13 protein-coding genes are annotated in these 15445 nt (G+C 56.8%); 5 read left to right on the top strand and 8 right to left on the bottom strand.

Annotation, left to right across the window (positions count from 1 at the left end; genetic code table 11):
• Positions 1-10: 10 nt before the first annotated feature.
• Positions 11-2053, bottom strand: coding sequence for an oligopeptidase A (prlC, locus tag HOY33_RS12450; RefSeq protein ID WP_172290533.1), 2043 nt, complete (start codon positions 2051-2053; stop codon positions 11-13).
• 66 nt (positions 2054-2119) lie between these two features.
• On the opposite strand from prlC, the gene HOY33_RS12445 reads away from it, so the two are divergent.
• From HOY33_RS12445 to gorA, 3 genes are all read left to right on the top strand, one after another.
• Positions 2120-2314, top strand: a complete 195-nt coding sequence (locus HOY33_RS12445) for a hypothetical protein (RefSeq protein ID WP_172290532.1) — start codon at positions 2120-2122, stop codon at positions 2312-2314.
• A gap of 50 nt (positions 2315-2364) precedes the next feature.
• A complete protein-coding gene (locus HOY33_RS12440; RefSeq protein WP_172290531.1) occupies positions 2365-3207 on the top strand; it encodes a 23S rRNA (adenine(2030)-N(6))-methyltransferase RlmJ in 843 nt (280 codons plus the stop codon).
• Positions 3208-3335: 128 nt separating this feature from the next.
• Complete coding sequence (gene gorA, locus HOY33_RS12435; RefSeq protein WP_172290530.1) at positions 3336-4688, top strand: glutathione-disulfide reductase; 1353 nt, start codon at positions 3336-3338, stop codon at positions 4686-4688.
• Between the two features lie 102 nt (positions 4689-4790).
• Here the strand turns inward: gorA and HOY33_RS12430 are convergent, their stop codons facing one another.
• Together HOY33_RS12430 and HOY33_RS12425 are read right to left on the bottom strand one after the other, a co-directional pair.
• Positions 4791-6107 (bottom strand): type II toxin-antitoxin system HipA family toxin, encoded by a 1317-nt coding sequence (locus HOY33_RS12430; RefSeq protein WP_172290529.1) that lies wholly within the window; start codon positions 6105-6107, stop codon positions 4791-4793.
• Positions 6101-6442, bottom strand: coding sequence for a helix-turn-helix transcriptional regulator (locus HOY33_RS12425; RefSeq protein WP_216660498.1), 342 nt, complete (start codon positions 6440-6442; stop codon positions 6101-6103). The genes HOY33_RS12430 and HOY33_RS12425 overlap by 7 nt, the downstream gene beginning before the upstream one ends.
• A 309-nt stretch (positions 6443-6751) precedes the next feature.
• Here HOY33_RS12425 and HOY33_RS12420 point away from each other — a divergent pair, with 309 nt between their 5' ends.
• Positions 6752-7957: a serine hydrolase gene (locus HOY33_RS12420; RefSeq protein ID WP_172290528.1), complete on the top strand. Its 1206-nt coding sequence runs from the start codon at positions 6752-6754 to the stop codon at positions 7955-7957.
• A gap of 40 nt (positions 7958-7997) precedes the next feature.
• Positions 7998-9761 carry a gamma-glutamyltransferase gene (gene ggt, locus HOY33_RS12415; protein WP_172290527.1) on the top strand — a complete coding sequence of 588 codons (1764 nt, stop codon included), beginning with the start codon at positions 7998-8000 and terminating at the stop codon, positions 9759-9761.
• A gap of 48 nt (positions 9762-9809) precedes the next feature.
• Here ggt and HOY33_RS12410 read toward each other — a convergent pair whose 3' ends face one another.
• Genes HOY33_RS12410 through HOY33_RS12390 form a run of 5 tightly spaced genes read right to left on the bottom strand, consistent with a single transcriptional unit; the run spans position 9810 to position 15276 of the window.
• Positions 9810-10724 carry a polysaccharide deacetylase gene (locus HOY33_RS12410; protein WP_216660497.1) on the bottom strand — a complete coding sequence of 305 codons (915 nt, stop codon included), beginning with the start codon at positions 10722-10724 and terminating at the stop codon, positions 9810-9812.
• 38 nt (positions 10725-10762) lie between these two features.
• Entirely contained in the window at positions 10763-11689 is a 927-nt protein-coding gene (locus HOY33_RS12405; RefSeq protein WP_172290526.1) for an ABC transporter permease, read from the bottom strand.
• A complete protein-coding gene (locus tag HOY33_RS12400; protein WP_172290525.1) occupies positions 11689-12771 on the bottom strand; it encodes an ABC transporter permease in 1083 nt (360 codons plus the stop codon). Before HOY33_RS12400 ends, HOY33_RS12405 begins: the two co-directional genes overlap by 1 nt.
• The gene (locus tag HOY33_RS12395; RefSeq protein ID WP_172290524.1) at positions 12764-14284 is read right to left on the bottom strand and encodes an ABC transporter ATP-binding protein; all 1521 of its coding nucleotides are present in this window, start codon (positions 14282-14284) and stop codon (positions 12764-12766) included. Before HOY33_RS12395 ends, HOY33_RS12400 begins: the two co-directional genes overlap by 8 nt.
• Positions 14284-15276, bottom strand: a complete 993-nt coding sequence (locus tag HOY33_RS12390; RefSeq protein ID WP_172290523.1) for a BMP family protein — start codon at positions 15274-15276, stop codon at positions 14284-14286. Before HOY33_RS12390 ends, HOY33_RS12395 begins: the two co-directional genes overlap by 1 nt.
• Between the last annotated feature and the right edge of the window lie 169 nt (positions 15277-15445).

The raw sequence follows: 15445 nt of genomic DNA, 5'->3' as shown, positions 1-15445 counted from the left end.
ATGTTGCCGCTCATCCTTTAATGCCGTAATGCGCCAGCATCGCATCCAGTTTGGGTTCCCGGCCGCGGAAGCGTTTGAACAGTTCCATTGGCTCTTCGGAACCGCCGCGCGACAGAATGTTATCCAGGAACGATTGACCGGTGGCGCGGTTGAAAATCCCCTCTTCCTCAAAGCGGGAGTAGGCATCGGCCGCCAGCACGTCGGCCCACAGATAGCTGTAATAACCGGCGGCGTAGCCTCCGGCGAAGATATGGCTGAAAGCGTGCGGGAAACGGCCCCAGCTCGGGCTTGGCACCACGGCCACCAGCGCCTTGATTTCGGCCAACGTCGGCAGGATCTGCGCGCCCCGGGCGGGATCAAACTCGGCATGCAGACGGAAATCAAACAGGCCGAACTCCAACTGGCGCAGAATAAACAGCGCCGCCTGATAGTTCTTCGCCGCCAGCATTTTATCCAGCAGCGCCTGCGGCAGCGGTTCCCCGGTTTCATAATGGCCGGAGATAAAGGCCAGCGCTTCCGGTTCCCAGCACCAGTTTTCCATAAACTGGCTCGGCAGTTCGACCGCATCCCACGGCACGCCGCTGATGCCCGCGACGCCGGCGGTATCGATGCGGGTCAGCATATGGTGCAGGCCATGACCGAACTCATGGAACAGCGTGGTGACTTCATCATGGGTGAATAGCGCCGGTTTGCCGTTAACCGGGCGGTTGAAGTTACAGGTCAGATAGGCGACCGGTTTTTGCAACTCGCCATCGCCTTTGCGCAGGCGGCCTGAGCAATCATCCATCCAGGCGCCGCCGCGCTTATGTTCGCGGGCGTAGAGATCGAGATAGAAGCTGCCGCGCAGTTCGCCGTCTTCATCAAACAGATCGAAGAACCGCACATCGGGGTGCCATACGTCCACGTCTTTCCGCTCTTTGGCGCGAATGCCGTAGATGCGTTTCACCACTTCAAACAGCCCTTCAACCACGCGCTGTTCCGGGAAGTAGGGACGTAGCTGTTCGTCGCTGATGGCGTAGAGATGTTGTTTTTGCTGCTCGCTGTAGTAGGTGATATCCCACGGCTGTAAATCATCGACAGCGTAATGCTGTTTGGCGAAAGCGCGCAGCTGGGCCAACTCTTCTTCGGCCTGAGGGCGCGCCCGTTTGGCCAGATCGGTCAGAAAGGCGATCACCTGCTGTGGATTTTCCGCCATTTTGGTCGCCAGCGATTTATGCGCGTAGCTGTCGAACCCCAGCAATTGCGCCAGTTCATGGCGCAGCGCCAGCTCTTCCGCCATCACCTCGCTGTTATCCCATTTGCCGGCATTCGGCCCCTGATCGGAGGCGCGGGTCGCATAGGCGCGGTACATTTCTTCACGCAGCGCCTGATTGGCGCAGTAGGTCATCACCGGCAGATAGCTGGGGATATCCAGCGTCAGCAGCCAGCCATCCTGCTCTTTGGCTTCAGCCAGCGCTTTGGCGGCGGCCAGCGCGCTTTCCGGCAGGCCGTCCAGTTCGGCGACGTCGGTGATAAGCTTGCTCCAGCCCATGGTGGCGTCGAGTACGTTATTGCTGTACTGCGAGCCTAACTCGGACAGACGGGCGGCGATTTCGCCATAACGCTTTTGTTTTTCCGGCGGCAGACCGATGCCGGACAATTCAAAGTCGCGCAGCGCGTTGTCGACGGCTTTCTTCCGCGCCACGCTCAGGGCGGCGTAATGCTCGCCGTCGCGCAGGCTGCGATAGGCCTGATACAGTCCGGCGTGCTGGCCGACCCAGGTGCTGTACTCGGAAAGCAGCGGCAGACATTGTTCGTAGGCGCTGCGCAGTTCCGGGCTGTTTTTTACCGAATTCAGATGGCTAATCGGCGAAAAGATGCGGCTGAGGCGATCGCTGCTGTCGGCCAGCGGCTGACAAAGGTTATCCCAGGTAAACGGGCCGGACTGTGCGACAACGCGCTCTACGGCCTGACGACAATCGTCCAGCGCGGATTTTACCGCCGGGACAATGTCTTCTGTTTTGATTTTAGAGAAAGGAGGCAGGATGAATGGGGTCAGTAATGGATTCGTCATAGCGCAGTCCTGATTATGAAAGCCGAGGTAAATTTCAGCGGATTAATCACTAAGATGAGGGCAAGGATGATGAAAATCAACCGCGGCGGCATCCCTCCCTCGCCGACGAAAAATATTGCTGTGGCATTGTGTAGTCATTTTCTGTGTCAGACGGTTTATACTGCGGAGACATCATCCTTTTGCCTGCTTTCTGCGATTGCCGTTATTTTCAACGCCGCAGCAACTGTTCAGCAGGGAAACATACAGGCTGAATCAAGGTAATTGATTGATTTAACCTGAAAATATCAAGCCATCGGAAAGCAAGAACCACTATGCTAAGTTACCGCCATAGCTTCCACGCCGGCAATCATGCCGATGTGGTGAAACACACAGTTCAGAGCCTGATCATTACCGCGCTGAAAGAAAAAGAGAAACCTTTCCTGTATCTGGACACCCATGCGGGGGCCGGACGCTATCAGTTGAGCGGCGAACATGCGGAACGCACCGGAGAGTATCTGGACGGCATTGCCAAAATCTGGCAGCGCGACGATATTCCCGTTGAACTTGAACCTTACATGCAGGCGGTTCGCACCTATAATCATAATGATCGACTGCGTTATTATCCGGGTTCGCCGCTGATCGCCCGCCAGCTGTTGCGCGAGCAGGACAAAATTCACCTGACGGAGCTGCATCCCAGCGATTTTCCGCTGTTGCGTAATGAGTTTCAGAAAGATGCCCGCGCCAAAGTTTTGCGCGATGACGGCTACCAGCAGTTGAAATCTCAGTTGCCGCCGCTGTCGCGGCGCGGTTTTGTGCTGATCGATCCGCCTTATGAATTGAAAACGGATTATCAGGCGGTGGTGAAAGGCATTCACGAAGGCCACCGGCGTTTCGCCACCGGGGTGTTTGCGCTGTGGTATCCGGTGGTGCTGCGTCAGCAAATCAAGCGCTTATTGAAAGATCTGGAAGCCACCGGCATCCGCAACATCCTGCAAATTGAGCTGGCGGTGTTGCCGGATAGCGATCGGCACGGTATGACCGCCTCCGGCATGTTGGTGATCAATCCGCCGTGGAAATTGAAAGCGCAAATGGAAAGCGTTCTGCCCTGGCTGCATAACGTGCTGGTTCCGGCGGGAACCGGACATGTGCGCGTCGAGCAGATTGTACCGGAGTAAGCGGCTCATCCGGCGGCGGTCAGGCGCGTTGCTTTCCCTATCGAAACCATAGGCACAACCTTTGCGGCGGGCGGGACGGCGGCGTTACACTCTAGGCGAATTTTACTTACCCAAGCATGGATACTCTGATGACCAAACACTATGACTACCTGGCTATTGGCGGCGGCAGCGGCGGGATCGCTTCCATCAACCGCGCGGCGATGTACGGGCAAAAATGTGCGTTGATTGAAGCAAAATATCTGGGCGGTACTTGTGTCAACGTCGGTTGCGTGCCGAAAAAAGTGATGTGGCATGCGGCGCAGATCGCCGAGGCAATCTATCAGTACGGGCCGGATTACGGCTTTGATACCACGGTCAACCGGTTTGACTGGCGTACGCTGGTTAAAAACCGCGGCGCCTACATTGAGCGTATTCATCAGTCCTACAATAACGTGCTGGGTAAAAACAGCGTGGATGTCATTCGGGGTTTTGCCCGCTTTGTTGATGCGCATACCGTGGAAGTGAACGGCGAGAGGATCACCGCCGACCATATTTTAATCGCGACGGGGGGGCGTCCGACGCGTCCCGATGTTCCCGGCGCCGAATACGGTATCGATTCCGACGGCTTTTTTGCGCTGGATGCGTTGCCGAAACGTACCGCTATCGTCGGGGCCGGTTATATCGCGGTGGAAATTGCCGGCGTGGTGAACGCGCTGGGGTCGGAAACGCACCTGTTTGTGCGTAAACAATCGCCGCTGCGCAGCTTCGATCCGTTGATTGTCGATACGCTGGTTGAAGTGATGAACAGCGAAGGGCCGACGCTGCATACCGAATCCATTCCCAACGCGGTGGTAAAAAACGCCGACGGCAGCCTGACGCTACAGTTGGAAAACGGTAAACAACACACCGTCGACTGCCTGATTTGGGCCATTGGCCGCCAGCCGGCGACGGATAATCTGAACCTGGACGTAACGGGCGTGGCGTTAAACGACAAAGGCTACATCAACGTCGATAAATTCCAGAATACCAACGTAGCGGGCATTTACGCGGTGGGCGACAACACCGGCGCGGTAGAGCTGACGCCGGTCGCCGTGGCCGCCGGCCGCCGTTTGTCCGAGCGTTTGTTTAACGATAAACCGGACGAACATCTGGATTACAGCAATATTCCGACCGTGGTGTTCAGCCATCCGCCGATCGGCACCGTTGGCCTCACCGAACCGCAGGCGCGTGAACAGTATGGCGACGATCGGGTGAAGGTCTACACCTCTTCTTTCACCGCCATGTATACCGCGGTGACGCAGCATCGTCAGCCGTGCCGCATGAAGCTGGTATGTGTGGGTCAGGAAGAGAAAATCGTTGGTATCCACGGGATTGGCGTCGGGATGGACGAAATGCTGCAAGGCTTTGCGGTGGCGGTAAAAATGGGCGCCACTAAAAAGGATTTCGACAATACCGTCGCCATTCACCCGACGGCGTCGGAAGAGTTTGTGACCATGCGTTGACGCTCTGCGCTCAAGCGGTTTCCCAATGAAATCGCGTTTGGGAAACTGCTTGTAAGGGGGATTTTTAACGCTTGCGGCCAGACTATGTTTATCGTTGCCGGTTTATAGCGACAGCCTGAGGTTGGCCTCAATTTCCGCTATCAACGTCTCTGGCACACTCTGTTCTGTAGCCAGTTTTCGCCATTGCGCGACGTGGCTGATGGTTTCATCAAGCATGTTATTGATCTTTTCCGGCGTAAAGAGCGGGCTGAGTCCGGCAAGGGAATAGAGGTCATGGCGGGTAAAGTCGTCGCGTTTGCCGTTGAGGCTCATCCAATGACTATTGATCCACTTGCTGTGTGGCTTGTAGCTGTAGGCGATATCATAAGCCGGCGCCAAAGCCCATACGTCGTCATTCAAAATAAACGCAAAGTTTTTAGCGTGATCGTCATGATTTCTGGCGACGATATTAAATATCATGCGCTTAAACAATTGTTCGGCTGCGGCGGCTGGCAGGCGGAGCTGCCTGGCTACCCCGAATAGTTCCGCATAGGAAAAGGAACCCGGTTTTTTATAATTCACATGAGCCAGCCCATTGAGGGTTTGCACATGAATTTTCTGATTGCCGATCCGGTCGAATCGCTGGGTGATGAAGTGGCGGCGATGGCCTTCATTCAGCAGTTTGCAAGGCATCATATCTATACCGCAGGCTTTGGCCATCAGGTGGTAAACGTATTCCATGGCGCCATAACCGAGCGGGTCGCCGAACGTTTCCTGGTTTTTATTGTGTTCGCTTACGCCATCGAATTTCATCAGGCAATGAGTAAACCCTTTGGGAACGTCGGTCTGACCGGAACGAACCTGGGTAAAATCATCATTAAATGCCAGAACCGCTTTGGGGCGTGCGCCGCCTGCGCTCATACCCACCGATAACAGCGTCATCATGGCTTCGCGATCTTCCTGACCGGCTTTATTTAACGCAACTGAAAAGTCTGCCCGGCTATCCAGAATCTCCTGGGCAATACTGACCAATGATGCAATTTCAACCTGCTGTGAGGCATTCAGATTTTTCAGCCTGGTGGCAGGCGCGTATTCGAGCGCGCCCATTCCTCGCTTACCGGTATACTGCAAGCGTTGCAGGGGCGTAATGTCGCGCGGTTGTTTACCTTTGCTTGCCACCCAGGCGTTGAGTACGGCATTGCCGAAGTCATCCGGCAGGGAATCCGCAATTAATCCCGGTAATCCTTTGAATGTTTCAAAATCAAGCTCGGGGAAAGAGTATATTCGTTTGTCCAACGGCATTTTAAGCGGGGCGAGTTCAACGCCTTGCCTGATAAATGAAGCGGTATATTCAAATGCGCCGATACCGGTTTCCGTATTAAAACTGACGGCGCCCACTTCACTATTTCTGTAATTGACGTTGATAACTTCCATTACCATTCAAGTACGTCCCCGCGACTTTGGTTATCTTTCGATTTTCTCTGGCCTGACGCCCTTTGTCGCTGCTTGCCTTGCAGCCTGGCGAGTTGGATCGGGGAAATATCCTGAGCGGGCAGAAATTTATCTAACGGTTCCGTCAGATTAAGCGCAACCATGATAGCCGCCAACGCTTCCAGTTGGACTTTTCCCTTTTCAGCGTTGAGTACCGCTTTTCGTGATAAACCGGCCAGCTCCGCGACGTCTGATTGCGTTAAGTCGTTGTTTAGCCGGGCCTGTTTTAAGCGCTCCCCCAGTTCTTCGGCAATCGCCGCCGGCGATTTATTAGCAATGCTCATAATGTTCCTTTTTTAGGACATAAATAGCAGAAATATGGCTTTAGGTTAAAATAATAGCACATTATGATTTTGGTATTTTTGTTTATCTATAAAGTTCATAATATTGGATATTAAGCCCTAAAATTCTTTATAAAGCGCCATTTTGGGATCTTTATAAAGTGCTAAATCAGCATCCCGGTAATGCGACGGCTTTGCGGCAGGCGGCGTTTTACGCAGCCGGAGGGTGAACAAAACGTAGCTATCTGATTATCATCCTCTGTAAAATCGTTTAATCTCAAGCAACCATGTTAGCGCTCAGAAAAGACAACTATGCTCGCAGCCCTTAAATTGGCGTTCTGTACCGCCTTTGTATTGACGCTTTCCGGCTGTGGCACATTGTCGAATATGTCGACGGACGAGTCGAATTTTGACGGCAGTGGATTGGCCTGCCGTTATGATTTGCAAGAAGAAGTCGAGCGTCTCGCTATTCCATTACTCAAACAAAATATCACGCCGGGTTTGGTGGTCGGCGTGCTGACGGCCGACGGGCAAATGCGCAGTTGGGGCTATGGCGTAACAGACGCTTATCATCGCTACCTGATCACCGGCGATACCCTTTTTGCGGTGGGTTCGGTGAGCAAGGGTTTTACGGCGGAAACCACGGCGATCCTGGTAAAACAGGGCGTATTGAAATGGGATGATACGCTTGAGCGGCTGATGCCCCGAAATATTCGTTTAAGCGAGCGGGCAAAAAAGATCACCCTGCTGCAACTGGCGACGCATACCTCCGGTTTACCACGACAGATGATGGATGTGCGGATGCTGAGATTGTTCGCCGAATATCTGTTCACCGGAAACAACTTTTACGCCACGCTGGATGATGACAATGTTCTGAACTACCTGGCTAATTTTAATGCGCCGGCTCATCCCGTGCCGCTCTATTCCAACCTCGGCTACGCCATCCTGAATTATATCCTGCGGCTGAAAACCGGCGCGCCGATCGATCAGTTAGTCAATAATCATATTATCCAGCCGCTCGGACTGAAAAATACCAGCTTCACACCCGGAAAATTAAAACAATTCCCCTATCGCGCCATCGGTCATGCGGGCGATCAGCCAAAATTTATTTTACGCGGCACGCCGATACCCGACTGGCATTTCTCTTCCAACATGATGGGGGCGGCCAGCCTCTACACCAGCGCGAATGATTTGCTGAAATTTGCGCACGCGCATCTCTACCCGACAGGCGACGCCGCGCTGGATGAAGCCATCAGCGACTCGCTGAAAACTTACTACAATCGCACCAAAGAGGCGGCAAATATTGCCTGGATTACCGATGAGATCGGCCGGCAACGTATTACTTATCAGGTAGGCTATATTGGCGGGTACTCCAGTTATATCGGCTTGGATCGCCAGCACAAGATTGCGGTCGTGGTGCTGCAAAACAGCTTTAACTGGAACAATAACCTCGGCCATTCGCTTATTCAGCGTATAGGGAAAGCGATGGATTATCGCGGCGAATGTCGACGAGACTGAGGGCGGGCGCTCAACAATCAACAGAGTAATAGGAGTCGTGATGGTATCGGCAAAATGGCTTGTGTCACTGGGCGTGGCGGCGCTATTGGTCGGCGGAGCGGTACGGGCCGCCTCGGCGCCGGCGGTAGAAGCGAAAAACGGCATGGTGGTCAGTTCGCAGCATCTGGCTTCGCAGGTCGGGGTGGATATCATGAAGCTGGGGGGCAACGCCATCGATGCCGCTGTCGCCGTGGGCTATGCGCAGGCGGTGGTTAATCCCTGCTGCGGCAATATTGGCGGCGGCGGGTTTATGACCATTCATCTGGCAAACGGCAAAGACACGTTTATCAATTTCCGTGAAACCGCGCCGGCGGCGGCCAGCGCGGATATGTACCTTGATGCGCAAGGCAACGTGAAGAAAGGGGCCAGCCTGTATGGTTATCTGGCCGCCGGCGTACCGGGCACGGTGCTGGGGCTGGATACGGCGCTGCAAAAGTACGGCAAGCTGAGCCGCGAACAGGTGATGGCGCCGGCGATCAAGCTGGCGCGTTATGGTTTCGAGCTGACGCGGGCGGATACCGATATTCTGGACACCACGGTCAAGCGTTTCAAAGACGATCCTGAATCCGCGCGGATTTTCCTGCGTCCTGACGGCAGCCCGTTGCAGCCCGGCGATAAGCTGGTGCAGCGCGATCTGGCGAATACCTTGCAGGCGATCGCGGATAACGGCCCGGACGCGTTCTACAAGGGAAGCATTCCCCAGTTGGTGGAGCAGGCGGCGAAGCAGGGGGGCGGTGTTCTGACGGCCGCTGATTTCGCCAATTACCGCATCACCGAAACCGTGCCGGTTACCTGTGATTACCGCGGCTATAAATTCATTTCCTCGCCGCCGCCCAGCTCTGGCGGGGTAACGATGTGTGAAATTCTCAATATCGTGGAAGGGTACGACATCGCATCGATGGGCTTTAATTCTGCGGCTTCCGTGCATGTGCTCACCGAGGCAATGCGTCATGCCTATATGGATCGCAATACCTATCTTGGCGATCCCGAGTTTGTCCGCAACCCGATCGACCGCCTGCTGAGCAAAAGCTATGCCGCCGAGATCCGCAAGCAAATAGAACCGGAAAACGCCACGCCGTCGCAGCGGGTTCAGCCGGGCATCGGGCCGCATGAAAAACCGGAAACCACCCACTATTCGATTGTCGATAATCAGGGCAACGCGGTTTCCACCACCTATACGGTCAATGGCCGTTTCGGCGCAGTGGTGATTGCGCCGGGCACCGGCTTCTTCCTTAACGATGAAATGGATGATTTCACCATTAAGGTCGGGGAGAAAAACCTGTATGGACTGGTGCAGGGGGAGCGTAATGCCATTGCCCCCGGCAAGCGCCCGCTCTCATCCATGAGCCCGTCGCTGGTCACCAAAGAGGGGAAAGTGTTCATGGTGCTGGGATCGCCGGGCGGCTCGCGCATTATCACCATTACCTTGCAAACGGCGCTCAATGTGATCGACCACGGCATGGCGCCGCAGGAAGCGGTGGATGCGCCGCGTATTCATCATCAGTGGCTGCCGGATGAGGTGTATTACGAACAACGCGGTCTGTCTGCCGATACGCTGGCTTTGCTGAAACAGCGCGGCTACAAAATGGTTGAACAAACGCCCTGGGGCGCGGCGGAGCTGATCATGGTCGGGTTGCCCGGCGCGCCCGGGGTGACTCCCGCCAATTCCGGCAACGACTCGGCGGTATCCGGCAAAGTGCGTGAAGGCTACCTGTACGGCGCCAATGACATTCGCCGCCCGGCGGGGGCGGCGATAGGATATTGAGGTCGGCGAGGGGACGAACCGCTTCCTGTGGGGCGGTTCAATGGCGGGTTAAAATTTATCGAACGTGACCGGCCCCGGATAAGGCGGCATCTGTTCTTCATGCAGATGAACCCGCCCGTCGGCGCGGACTTTATTGACGTGGGCCGCTATTTCCTCAAGGGTCGCGAACCATACGCCGCCGCGTGACTGCATGTATTCGATAAAGCGCACGGTTTCATGCCAGCGGGCCAGTCGCCCGGTGACAAAGGGGTGCCACACCGCCACCAGCAGTCCGCCGTACTCCCACATGGCGTCGAACTCGGCCTTATACACCCCGATCGCTTCCTGCGGCGAGCGAATCGGCATAACGTAGTCGATGTCGCTCATATGCACGTAAGGCGGCCAGTCGTCCATTGCCCAGTGGGTGGGCAGCTCGACCAGATGGCCTTTTTTACCGCGCAACAGGTAAGGCACATCGTCGCCCATCAGCGAGGCATCGTACTGAAATCCTTCATCAATCAGCAAATCGGTGGTGGCCGGGGAAAAGTTATACAGCGGGGCGCGAAACCCGCGCGGCCGCTTGCCGGTATGCCGCTCGATAATCTCAATCGACTTGCGCAGCCAGAAGCGTTCTTCCTGTTCGCTGAGTTCGTTGGCGTGCTCGTGAATGTAACCGTGGTGACCAATCTCATGACCTTCCCTGACGATGGCCTCCGCCATGGCCGGATAGCGCTCGATACACCACGCCGGTATAAAGAAGGTCTGCTTAAGGCCGAGTTCGCGATAGGTTTGCAGAATGCGGGGCACGCCGATGTTGGGATCGTATTGCAGCGTTGAAAGGGTGCTGACCCGCTTATAGCTGTCCGCCGGGCGTTGCAGATGGAGAAAGCTGTCTACATCCACATCAAAGGTGATCGCCACGGCGCACCGCGCGCCATCGGGCCAGGGGATGGGGTTGTTGATCATACCGTGTGTTGTTGTCATACCATTGCCTGATAAGTGAGGTGGAAAAATACGGCGCGTTATTTACCGCCGCGCTGATAATGTTCCCCGGCCGCCGCCGGCGGTCTGATTTTCCCGGCAAAGACGATCAGCGCGCCGATGGACGCCACATAAGGCAGCACCACGAACAGCTGATAAGGCACGTCGGGATGGCTGAACTGTAGCCGTAGCTGTAACGCATCCGCCAGACCGAACAACAGACAGGCCGCCAGCGCGCCGAGCGGGTGCCAGCGGCCGAGTATCAGCGCCGCCAGCGCGATAAAACCTTTGCCGGCGCTCATATGTTCGGTAAACATAAATACCTGCGACAGCACCAGATAACAGCCGCCGAGGCCGGCAATCACCCCCGACCCGACCACGCTGATAAAACGAATGCCAAACACCGACAGACCGGCGCTGTCAACCGCCCGCGGATACTCGCCGGTGGCGCGCAGGTTCAGCCCCCAGGACGTATGAAACAATAACCACCACGCCAGCGGCACCAGCGCGTACATCAGGTACGCCAGCGCATCCTGATTGAACAGCAGGTTGCCGACGACCGGTATGGAGGACAGCACGGGGATGGCGAGGGGAGAAAAGCCGGTCAGGCTGTCGGAGGCGCCTTGTCCGCTGAAAACGATGCGCGAGAGAAAGGCGGTTATGCCGATCGCGAACATATTGATGGCGATACCCGCCACCATCTGGTTGATGGACAGCCAGACGGTCATCACCGCCAGCAGCAGGCCGGTCAACCCGGCGGCGAACAGCCCGACCGCCAGCCCGGCCCAGGCGCTGTGAAAGTAGAAACTGCCCAGCGCCGCGCCGAACGCGCCGCTAAGAAGGCTGCCTTCCAGCGCGAGGTTGAAAACCCCGGCGCGTTCCGACCAGATGCCGCCCAGTGCGGCGAAGATCAGCGGAATGGACAGGCGTAGCCCTGTCGAGGCAATCGCGAGATAGGTTGCATCCATTACCGGTGGCTCCGTGACGAGAGGGGGGAGGGAACGAGGTTATCCGCGGCGGCCGGCGGCTTTTGTCGCCTGAGTTTCCAGATGAGACCCGCGGCGACAAAGATGACGATCAGGCCGCGCAGCGCTTCAATCGCCGTGACGTCAAGCCCGATGGCCCGCTGCATGAACTGCGCCCCGGAGCTTAACCCGGCCAGGAAAAAGGCGGACAGCATGGCGAACAGCGGGTTGAGGCTGGACATAAATGCCACCACGATGCCGTCGTAACCGTAGCCGGGGCTGAAAAGGTGGTACAACCGATACTTGACGCCCACAACCTCAATCGCTCCCGCCAGCCCGGCCACCGCGCCGCCGGCGATCATACTGCCGATTAAATGGCGGTTGACGGACATACCGGCATAGCGCGCCGCCGTGGGGCTTTTACCTACCGCCGCCATGGAAAAACCCACGGTGGTGTAGCGTAAAACCCAAAAGAGCAGCATGCTTAGCGCGGCGGCGATGAACACGCCGATATGGGTGTCGGTGTGCGGCAGGAAAATCGGCAACCACAGGCTTTCACTGATTTCGTTGGAGTAGGGGTAAGGGGCGCCGTCCTGCATCATCGGGCCGCCGGCGAAATAGCTGACGATGTTGATGCCGACGTAATTCATCAGCAGCGTAACGATCACCTCATTGATGCCACGGGTCGCCCGCAGGTAGCCGGGGATGGCGCCCCACAACCCGCCGCCCAGCATACCGGCCAGCAGACACAGCAGCAGATGCAGCCAGGCGGGCGCCGCCGGCAGATAGAGGGCGACCGCCGCCGCCGCCAGTCCGCCGATATAAATTTGCCCTTCTCCCCCCACGTTCAATAGGCCGCAGCGCATCGGCACGATCACCGCCAGGCCGGCAAGCAGCATGGGGCACATCTTGATCAGCGTATCGGCCAGACCGTAGTAATCGAAAAAGGCGCCCTGGAACAGGGCGGCATAGGCGTTGATCGGGTTGTGATGGGTCGCCAGGATCAGCAATGAACCGACGGCAAAGGCCGCCATCACCGCCCACACCATGCGTAAACGGTAGAGCGCCTGCCGCAGATTATTCATGGCCGCCGTCCTCGACGGTATCGCTGGTCATTAGCTCGCCGATACGTTCCGTCGTCGCGTTGGCCCGCGTCAGCATCCCGGTGAGTCGGCCGGCGCACATGACGCCAATATGGTCGGAAATTGCCATAATTTCTTCCAGTTCGGTGGAGATATAGAGCACCGCCTTACCCAGCATACGCTGCTCGCGCACCACGCGCTGCACCGCCTCGATGGCGCCGACGTCCAGCCCTTTGCAGGGCTGCATCACCACCAGTAGCGTCGGGTCGCATTCCACTTCACGGGCAAAAATCAGTTTTTGCTGATTACCGCCGGACAGGAAGCGAACCGGTTGGTTAACCGAATGCATACGGATATCGTATTTCTCGCACCAGTCGCGGGTGATGTCCCGGGCTGTGCGGGCTTTGATCAATCCGTGGCGGGCAAAGGGCGCGCGGCAGGCGTCGCGCAGCATGGCGTTTTGCCAAAGAGCAAAGTCCAGAATCAGGCCGGTGCTGTGGCGATCTTCGGGAACATAGCCCACCTTGAAGCGGCGACGGCGTTCGCCCACGTCATAACCCAACATCGATTCCCCCCGTATGCTGACGTCGCCGGAGGTGGGCCGGCGCAAGCCGGTAATGATTTCGGCAAGCTCCGACTGGCCGTTGCCGTCAACCCCGGCGATGCCCAGTACCTCGCCGGCGCGGATCTGGAATGAAATATCATGCAGCGCCCGCATTCCCCGATCGTTGTCGGCATTGAGCGACCGCACCGCCAGCACCGCGTCGCCCGGCGGCATCGGCGGCAGATCGGGCGGCTTCGCCAACTCGCGACCGACCATCATCCGCGACACCGTCTGTGGCGTGGTGTCGGCAATTTCCGCGTGTCCGACGACCTTGCCCCGGCGCAGCACCGTCACCCGATCGCAAACCCGGAACACCTCGTCCAGTTTATGCGTGATAAACAGCATGGTTTTTCCCATGCCGCGCAGTTTTTTCAGAATCTGCAAAAAGGCTTCTATCTCATCGGGGCCGAGCACGCTGCTGGGTTCGTCGAGGATCAGCACGTCAACATTGCGGTAGAGCGCCTTGAGGATCTCCACCCGCTGGCGCATGCCGATAGGCAATTGCCATATCGGACGGTCGGGGTGGATGTCCAGGCCGACCTGCTCGCTCAGTTCGATGAGCCTGCGACGGTGCTCCGCCAGTCTGAGCCGCAGCCCGCCGGGAAAACCGAGAATGACGTTTTCCAGCACCGTCAGGTTATCCACCAGCATGAAATGCTGGTGGATCATCCCCAGACCGCTGTCCAACGCCTGTCTGGGAGATGACGCCTTCAGGGGGGTGCCCGCCAGACTGATGCGGCCGCTATCGGGCTGGTACAGGCCGTACAGGATATTCATCAGCGTGGTTTTGCCCGCGCCGTTTTCTCCCAGCAACGCATGGATGCTGCCTTTGCTGACGTTAAGCGAGACCGTGTCCAGCGCGGTGAACTCGCCAAATCGTTTACTCAGGCCTTCGATGCTGAGGTAATTCATTACGGTTGCGCTGCCGCGGCGGCGTTGCGTTGTTTGATCTCCTCAATTAACGCGGCGACCTCGGTTTTGGTCTGTTCCGATACCGCTTTCCCGTAGCTGCCCAGACGAAACGCGGTCGGGGTTTCGAAGCCGTAGACGTAGGCTTTGCCGCCCAGCGGCCCGTTTTTGGCCTGGGTCAGGACGGTGAGTAATGCGCCGCGCATATCCAGCACCGCGGATTGCAGCAGGTTGTCCGGCCAGTCTTTCAGCGCGTCATAGTAAATGCCGAAACCCTGTTTATTTTTCTCTCTTATCGCCTGTAGGCTGCCAAGCACCGCGTTATCCATGGTCGGGAACAGGGCATCCGCCTGCTGGTCAATCAGGTTCAGCGCCGCTTCCTTGCCTTTAGCCAGGTCGTCCCAGTCGTTGGTCCAGGCGCTGAGCACCTTGCCATCCGGTCTCGCGGCCTTAAAACCCTCGACGAAACCGTCGTTCAGATCGGTATAGGCTTTGATTTTCTGCGCCCCGACAAAACCGCCGACCCCGGTTTGCGAACTTTTACCGCCGATAAAACCAATCACATAACCCATGTCTTTCATGTCAAAAGCCAGCGTGGAGACGTTGTCGCCGCTTTTGGTGCCGTTGACGATCAGAAACTGCGTGTTGGCATTACGTTTGGCGACCCGCTCGACCGCGTCCTGAAACTCGCCGCCGTGGCCGATCACAATGTCGTAGCCGCGACGGGCATAGTCAGACAGCGCGCGGGCCTGATCGGGCTGGGGCACTTTTTCGCTGTAGGCCACCTCAAGATCCAGCGCCTTGCCGGCCTGCGTCACGCCCTCGTAACCGGACTGATTAAACGAGTGATCGGTAATGTTGCCGGCCATCACAATGGCCACCTTCAATGATTGGGCGCTGGCCACGCTGGCGTATGCAAGCGTTATTGAGACAGCGGCGACAGCGGCTATCCGCGAGAGCGCGGTAAAAGGACGCGGGGTATAAAATGTGGCCATCTTCATTCTCCGATTCAATAGTGTTAACTTGCTTTCAAGTAACTTGAGTTTAAATAAAGCAAGTTTCATGCCTGCTTTTTTATTCGCCTGAAATGGGTATGAAAATGCCGTCGGGACGGGCGCTGTGCCGTGGTTATAGGGGGAAAATACGGTGCTAAGCCAGCGGGAT

This window comes from Brenneria sp. hezel4-2-4 (genome assembly GCF_013155275.1).
Lineage (GTDB): Bacteria > Pseudomonadota > Gammaproteobacteria > Enterobacterales > Enterobacteriaceae > Brenneria.
The sequence above is the reverse complement of the archived record's forward strand: the minus strand, read 5'-3'. Positions and strand labels throughout refer to the sequence as shown.

What these genes read in the sequence shown, in the direction of transcription:
- prlC (WP_172290533.1), bottom strand. Translation starts at nt 2,053, where the DNA reads ATGACGAATCCATTACTGACCCCATTCATCCTGCCTCCTTTCTCTAAA.
- HOY33_RS12445 (WP_172290532.1), top strand. Translation starts at nt 2,120, where the DNA reads ATGATGAAAATCAACCGCGGCGGCATCCCTCCCTCGCCGACGAAAAAT.
- HOY33_RS12440 (WP_172290531.1), top strand. Translation starts at nt 2,365, where the DNA reads ATGCTAAGTTACCGCCATAGCTTCCACGCCGGCAATCATGCCGATGTG.
- gorA (WP_172290530.1), top strand. Translation starts at nt 3,336, where the DNA reads ATGACCAAACACTATGACTACCTGGCTATTGGCGGCGGCAGCGGCGGG.
- HOY33_RS12430 (WP_172290529.1), bottom strand. Translation starts at nt 6,107, where the DNA reads ATGGTAATGGAAGTTATCAACGTCAATTACAGAAATAGTGAAGTGGGC.
- HOY33_RS12425 (WP_216660498.1), bottom strand. Translation starts at nt 6,442, where the DNA reads ATGAGCATTGCTAATAAATCGCCGGCGGCGATTGCCGAAGAACTGGGG.
- HOY33_RS12420 (WP_172290528.1), top strand. Translation starts at nt 6,752, where the DNA reads ATGCTCGCAGCCCTTAAATTGGCGTTCTGTACCGCCTTTGTATTGACG.
- ggt (WP_172290527.1), top strand. Translation starts at nt 7,998, where the DNA reads ATGGTATCGGCAAAATGGCTTGTGTCACTGGGCGTGGCGGCGCTATTG.
- HOY33_RS12410 (WP_216660497.1), bottom strand. Translation starts at nt 10,724, where the DNA reads ATGACAACAACACACGGTATGATCAACAACCCCATCCCCTGGCCCGAT.
- HOY33_RS12405 (WP_172290526.1), bottom strand. Translation starts at nt 11,689, where the DNA reads ATGGATGCAACCTATCTCGCGATTGCCTCGACAGGGCTACGCCTGTCC.
- HOY33_RS12400 (WP_172290525.1), bottom strand. Translation starts at nt 12,771, where the DNA reads ATGAATAATCTGCGGCAGGCGCTCTACCGTTTACGCATGGTGTGGGCG.
- HOY33_RS12395 (WP_172290524.1), bottom strand. Translation starts at nt 14,284, where the DNA reads ATGAATTACCTCAGCATCGAAGGCCTGAGTAAACGATTTGGCGAGTTC.
- HOY33_RS12390 (WP_172290523.1), bottom strand. Translation starts at nt 15,276, where the DNA reads ATGGCCACATTTTATACCCCGCGTCCTTTTACCGCGCTCTCGCGGATA.